Genomic DNA, 5,959 nt, shown 5'->3' on the forward strand with positions numbered 1-5,959 from the left:
GGCGGGGGTGCGGCGCCGAACATCTCGGAGCTGGAGGCCTGGTAGAAGCGGCAGGACAGGCCGGTGCTGCGGATGGCTTCGAGCAGGCGGACGGTGCCCAGGCCGGTGGTGTTGCCGGTGAACTCCGGCTCGTCGAAGGAGACGCGTACGTGGGACTGGGCGGCCAGGTGGTAGACCTCGTCGGGCCGTACCTCCTGGAGCAGGCGCACCAGCCGGGTGCCGTCGGTCAGATCGCCGTAATGCAGGAACAGCCGCACCCCGGGGGTGTGCGGGTCCTGGTAGAGGTGGTCGATCCGCCGCGTGTTGAAAGTCGACGCCCGCCGGACCAGACCGTGGACCTCGTACCCCTTCTGCAGCAGCAACTCGGTGAGATAGGACCCGTCCTGGCCGGTGATACCGGTGATGAACGCCTTCTTGACTGGCACCACACACTCCCTGTTCAGACCTCTGGACGCCCCAGCGTAGGGAAGTACACTATAATTCGCCGTTATTGTGGGGATGTGTCCGCTCTTCTGTCGGACCCTGAGTGGAAGGCGTCGGTTCAGCGGCGGTTGCGCGCGAGGAGCCCGAACGTGTTGGGCGGACCGAAGCGTTCCCCCAGTGACTGGAGCACTCCCGACTGCGTCGACCAGTAGCGCTGCAGCCTCACCTCCTGGAAGGCCGGTGCCAGGATCTTCTGGAGGGCCACCTCGTCCACTCCCTGACGGACGACGTGGTACTCCGACATGTCCGCCTCGTTCGACTCGTCGTAGCGGCCGCGCAGCCGGCGCACCCTGGTGGCCAGACCGCGGCCCCACTGCCCCTGACCGAGCCGCCACAGGAGATAGGCTCCGCGGTCCGCGTTCATGGACAGTCCCGAACGGCGCGGATACCACAGGGGGTCCTGCATGCTGAGAAACGCGCCGCCGGGAGCGATACGCCCGACGAGATGGTTCACGGCGCTCAGGTAGTCCGGGATGTGGTGCAGTACGGAGATGCAGACCACGGCATCGACCGGCCCGGAGCGGAAGATCTCGCTTCCCTCGGGGTCATGGGTGACGGTGACGTGCGGGGAGCCGCGGAAACGGTGCCGGAGGACGGCGGCGCTGGGGCCGCTCATCTCCGTCACCTCGACCCGCGCCCCGGCCGCCACCATGTGGTCGGTGAAGGTGCCATGCCCGGCGCCGACCTCCAGGAGCCGGCACTGACCACCGCGGTCGACGATCTCGCCCACGAGTGTGTGCACAGCCGAGATCACGCGCTCGCGGACGCTGTGATGCCGGATGTGCGGGGAGCCTTTCGCGTAATCGTGCCCTTCGCCGTGTGCGCGTTCCTGGAGTTCCCCGATCGAGGGGCGGATCGGCGTTTCTGTCATGCCGGGATGCTATTGCGGTGACGGATTCAACGGCCCAGGCGCCCCTGTGCGAGTGCGCCATTCACACATCCGGCCGCAGAAAAGCGTGACGGCTTGAGCGGGCACGGGATCGAAAAACGCACGCCCTGCTCATGTCTCACGCGAGCGTTGCGACGCCCGAGACTCCACGGACGTGGGGCGATCCTCTTCCGCCCGCCTTCGTGGCGGGCCGACGCGGATCGGAGCAGCCGGTGGTTCCCCGCCCTTTCCCGCCAGGCGGCGCGTCAGCCACCGCCGGGCCGGCGTCTCGAACCTGTCCGTCAGGACAAGGCCCCCCGCCACCAGCGCCGCCGTGAAAACGAGTCCGCCCCATGGCGCGAAGGACTCCAGCCGCTGCCCGGAGAGCCGGAGGACAACGGCATAGAGAAGGGCTGCCAGCGGGCGGTGCAGCACGTACACGCAGTAGGACGCCTTGCCCAGTGACTCATGGGCGCCCCGGGCGCCGGATCGTGGCTCGCTCCTCGCGCCGAGCATGACCACAAGCGGGAACACCAGCAGTACGGACAGGAGCTGCCCGATCAGACCGGGCCTGAAGAACGCCATGGCCAGCAGTACACCCGTCAGCACCAGCGGCGGAACCCGGGGCGTGCGCAGCTTGTCCCGCAGGCGGTAGATCAACAGGCCGGCGGCGAAGGAGTAACCCACGCGAGTGAGTCCTCCGGGAAAGTTGACCCACGCCAGACCCAACGCGGGAGTTTCCCAGTACAGCAACGCCCATGAATAGAGTCCGCCGCACACCAGAACCGTACCGGCAAGGACTCTGGTGGACCGAAGCCTGCGCCAGAAAACCGCCCACAGCAGATTCGCCAGGAGTTCGAAGAAGATCGACCACATCGGACCATTGAAGGGAAAGGTGTGCGACAGTGGCGCGGGCAGCATGAACACATTGAACGGAAGAGCGATGAACAGGTCACTCCAGGTCCCGATCGACCTGGGTGAATCATAGAGAATGCACATCGCCTGGTGGGTGATCCCCAGGAGAAGTCCCGCGGCGTAGAGCGGATAGAGCCGCACCCAGCGTTGGCGCAGGAAAGTCAGCGGAGTCATCCCCTGACGGAAACGATCCTCGTATGCGTGAGCAAGCACAAAGCCGCTCAGTACGAAGAAGAGATCGACAGCCATACCCAGGAATCCCGGCATCGGTCCAAACAGCCGCGGGGAGTGCAGGGCGACGATGCACAGGGCCGCGACCCCGCGAATTCCGTGGAGTGTCCGGTAGTTCTTGACCGGCATCGTGGACCGCTCCTCAGAGAAAGACTAAATGACGCGCTCACGCTGTCTGTGATGGGGAACTCAGCCAAGAAGCGAGCGGTAGACGTCGGCCGTCTGCCGGGCGGTGCTCTCCCAGGAGAACATGCGCGCGCGTTCCGGGCCGCGGCCTTCCAACTCCTGCCGGACGGAGGCATCGAGCAGCCGGCGCAGCGTGTGCACCAGGTCGTCGACGTCACGGGGGTCGAAGAGCAGGGCGGCATCACCCACGACCTCCTCGACGGCGGCGGCCCGCGCGGCCACCACCGGAACCCCTTGCGCCATGGCCTCCAGCGGCGGAAGTCCGAAACCCTCGTGGAGCGACGGGTAGACGAGGCCCAGGGCTTCGCGGTAGCAGCGGGAAAGGGTGACGTCGTCCGCGGTGACGAACGTGACGCGGGCCGCCATGCGACAGCGTTCCAGAAGGGCGTGTTCCTCCCCGGTCACCGGTCCGCCGCCGGAGCACACCAGTCGCAGATCCTTCAGTCCCGGATCCTGCAGCGCCTCCACGACGATCCGCCAGTTCTTGTAACCGCCGCGGTTGCCGACGTACAACACGTAGGCTTCCGGCTGCCGTCGGGTCCGGTGCCGCGGACGGCGTACGCCGAGATGGATGACGGAGATCTTCTCGTCCGGCACACCGAGCAGGGACACCAGATCCCGTGCCGTCGCGTGGGAGATCGCGATGATCCGGTCGGCTCGCCGGGCCCAGAGGCGCTGGCGTTCGGCCGTCGTGTCGTTCGGGAACTGATCGGGGTACCGGTGATGGATCAGGTCGTAGAACGTGCAGACGTGCGGCCGCCGGCCGAACGGCTCGGCGGAGTAGTACGTGGGGTGCAGGATGTGCGCGGCGCGCTGGGCGGCGGCGTAGAACCGGAACGTCCGGCTGCTCAGGAACAGCCGTGGCCGCACCGGGAGCCTGCCCAGTGCCGTTCCGCCGCCGCGGACATGGGCGTTGTCGTGCAGACCGGAGAAGAGGCGTGCGTCGACACCCAGTCCGACGAGTTCGGTGTGGAGTTCCGCGAAGTACCGGCTGACGCCGCCGAACCGCTGCGTGACGAATACGTCCGGAGAGAACAGGACGCGCATCTGACGTGATTCCTCCCGGCGCGGGGGCTGCGACGTCCGGTCACTGTATGTGCGACACGGTGCGCGGAAGGTGACGACACGGCGTTCGGGTGCCGACACTGAAGAAGGCGGCCGTCACCGTGGCTGCCGCGTCCTGACCGCCCTACCTCGGGATGTGCCGTGAACCAGATGCCCGGTCGCTGGCGGAGAATCCTCGCCGTCGGTGCCACGACGGTGGGCGCACGGGGCATCTCCCTCCTCGTCAGCCTGCTGACGCTGCCCGTTGTCGGCCGGTGCCTCGAAGCGGAGCAGTTCGGGCTCTGGCTGAACCTCACCAGCACCTTCACCATGCTGTCCGTACTCGACTTCGGGGTCGGACTGGCGGTGATGGGACAGGTGTCCGAAGCGCGGGGATCCGGTGATCCGGCCTCGACCCGCCGCGTGGTGACCACGGCCCTCGTCCTGCTGACCGGCACGGCCGTGCTGCTGCTGCTCGCCCTCTTCGGCCTGCTCGCGTTCACCGTCGACTGGAGCGACCTCCTGGGGGCGGAGGGGGTGCCCGCCGACGTCGTCGGCCAACTGGTCCTCGCGGTGGGAGCGGTGGCCGCCCTCAGCCTGCCCCTGACGGTCGCGGGCCGGGTGTACTACGCCCTTGAGCGTGGCCATGTGACGGCGCTCTGCACCTCGGTCGGCGTCCTGGCGCAGGCGGCGGGCCTGCTGGCCGTGGCGGGCCTGGCGCCGGACCTGCGCTGGTTCACGGCCGTGTACCTGCTGACGCCGCTGCTCTCCGGAGCCGCCCTGACGCTCCTGCTGGCCCGGTCGGTGCGCGGTGCCCGGCCCCGGCTGTGCCATGTGGACCGGGCGACGTGCGGCCGGCTCGGCCGCGAGGGCGCGCAGCTCTTCCTGCTGACGGCGATGGGGATCGTGTCCCTCAAGTCGGACTCCCTGGTCGTCGGGCACTACCTCGGTGCGGACCGGGTCTCCGCGTTGGTGCTGCCGTTCACCGTCTACGCCCTGGTGCCCACGGTCGCCGGAGCGTTCCTCACACCGCTGTGGGCGAGCTACCGGGAGGCCTGGGCACGCGGCGACCAGGCATGGGTGCGCAGCGCGTACCTGCGGTCGGTGGGGCTGTCGACGGCCGCCGGTGCGGTGGCGGCGAGTGTCCTCGTCCCGATCACCCCGTGGCTGCTGCGGGTGTGGGCCGGTGACGACGCGGCCGCTGTGCCCTTCGGTCTGCTGATGGCACTGGGGGGCTATGTCGTCATCATGTGCGCGACCACCGCGATCGCCGCGTTCCTCAACGGCGCCGGGGAGCTGAGACCGCAGCTCGCCGTCGGCGCGGTCATGACCGTGGCCAACGTGGCGGCGTCGGTCTGGTCCGTGCGCCGGCTCGGCCTGTCCGGGCCGCTGTGGTCGACCGTCGTCACCCAGACCCTGCTCGTCCTGGTGCCGTCCATGCTGATCGCGCACCGGCGACTGGCGCGTCCCCGGGCCGTCGTGCCCGACGCGCTGCGGACCGCCGCCTGAGCCGGCGCCGTATGCGCCGCGTCAGCCCGGGACGGGAGAACCGGCCGCCGTCCCTAGGGCGCCGCCCGGCACGGCGTTCAGGCTCGCGAGTTCGGCGTCGACCATGAGGCGGGCCAGTTCGGGGGCGTGGGTGGCGGGCTTCCAGCCGAGGACGCGCTGTGCCTTGGCGGCGTCCCCGACGACATGGTGCACCTCAAAAGGGCGGAGCTGGCGTTCGTCGAAGCGGATGTGGTCGCGGTAGTCGAGGCCGACGTGTGCGAAGCAGTGTTCGGCGAAGTCGCGGACGCTGTGGCTGGTGCCGGTGGCGATGACGTAGTCGTCGGGTCGGTCCTGCTGGAGCATGAGCCACATGGCGTGGACGTATTCGGCGGCGTATCCCCAGTCGCGGCGGGCGTCGAGGTTGCCGAGGTGGACGGTGTCCTGGAGGCCGGCTTTGATGCGGGCGGCGGCGGTGGCGATCTTGCGGGTGACGAAGGTGGGGCCGCGGCGAGGGGACTCGTGGTGGAAGAGGATGCCGTTGACGGCGTACATGCCGTAGGCCTCGCGGTAGTTGCGGGTGGCCCAGTAGGCGTAGACCTTGGCGACGCCGTAGGGGGAGCGGGGGTGGAAGGGGGTGTTCTCGTGCTGAGGCGGGGGTGCGGCGCCGAACATCTCGGAGCTGGAGGCCTGGTAGAAGCGGCAGGACAGGCCGGTGCTGCGGATGGCTTCGAGCAGGCGGACGGT

Annotated in this window: 6 protein-coding genes; 1 reads left to right on the plus strand and 5 read right to left on the minus strand. The window is 68.9% G+C overall.

Annotated elements, in window-relative coordinates:
• The 4 genes from ABZX30_RS37565 to ABZX30_RS37580 all read right to left on the minus strand — a co-directional run.
• A partial coding sequence (locus ABZX30_RS37565) for a GDP-mannose 4,6-dehydratase (protein ID WP_355942784.1) occupies positions 1–425 on the minus strand: 425 nt, incomplete at its 3' end.
• A 116-nt stretch (positions 426–541) separates the two neighbouring features.
• Complete coding sequence (locus ABZX30_RS37570; protein ID WP_355942787.1) at positions 542–1,354, minus strand: class I SAM-dependent methyltransferase; 813 nt, start codon at positions 1,352–1,354, stop codon at positions 542–544.
• Positions 1,355–1,483: 129 nt separating this feature from the next.
• The gene (locus tag ABZX30_RS37575) at positions 1,484–2,626 is read right to left on the minus strand and encodes an acyltransferase (protein ID WP_355942790.1); all 1,143 of its coding nucleotides are present in this window, start codon (positions 2,624–2,626) and stop codon (positions 1,484–1,486) included.
• Positions 2,627–2,686: 60 nt separating this feature from the next.
• Positions 2,687–3,730: a glycosyltransferase family 1 protein gene (locus ABZX30_RS37580; protein ID WP_355942793.1), complete on the minus strand. Its 1,044-nt coding sequence runs from the start codon at positions 3,728–3,730 to the stop codon at positions 2,687–2,689.
• A 168-nt stretch (positions 3,731–3,898) separates the two neighbouring features.
• On the opposite strand from ABZX30_RS37580, the gene ABZX30_RS37585 reads away from it, so the two are divergent.
• The gene (locus ABZX30_RS37585; protein WP_355942799.1) at positions 3,899–5,236 is read left to right on the plus strand and encodes an oligosaccharide flippase family protein; all 1,338 of its coding nucleotides are present in this window, start codon (positions 3,899–3,901) and stop codon (positions 5,234–5,236) included.
• Between the two features lie 21 nt (positions 5,237–5,257).
• Here ABZX30_RS37585 and ABZX30_RS37590 read toward each other — a convergent pair.
• The coding region (locus tag ABZX30_RS37590; RefSeq protein WP_355942796.1) for a GDP-mannose 4,6-dehydratase at positions 5,258–5,959 on the minus strand (702 nt) is incomplete at its 5' end.

The organism is Streptomyces sp. NPDC004542 (assembly GCF_040610035.1).
GTDB lineage: Bacteria > Actinomycetota > Actinomycetes > Streptomycetales > Streptomycetaceae > Streptomyces.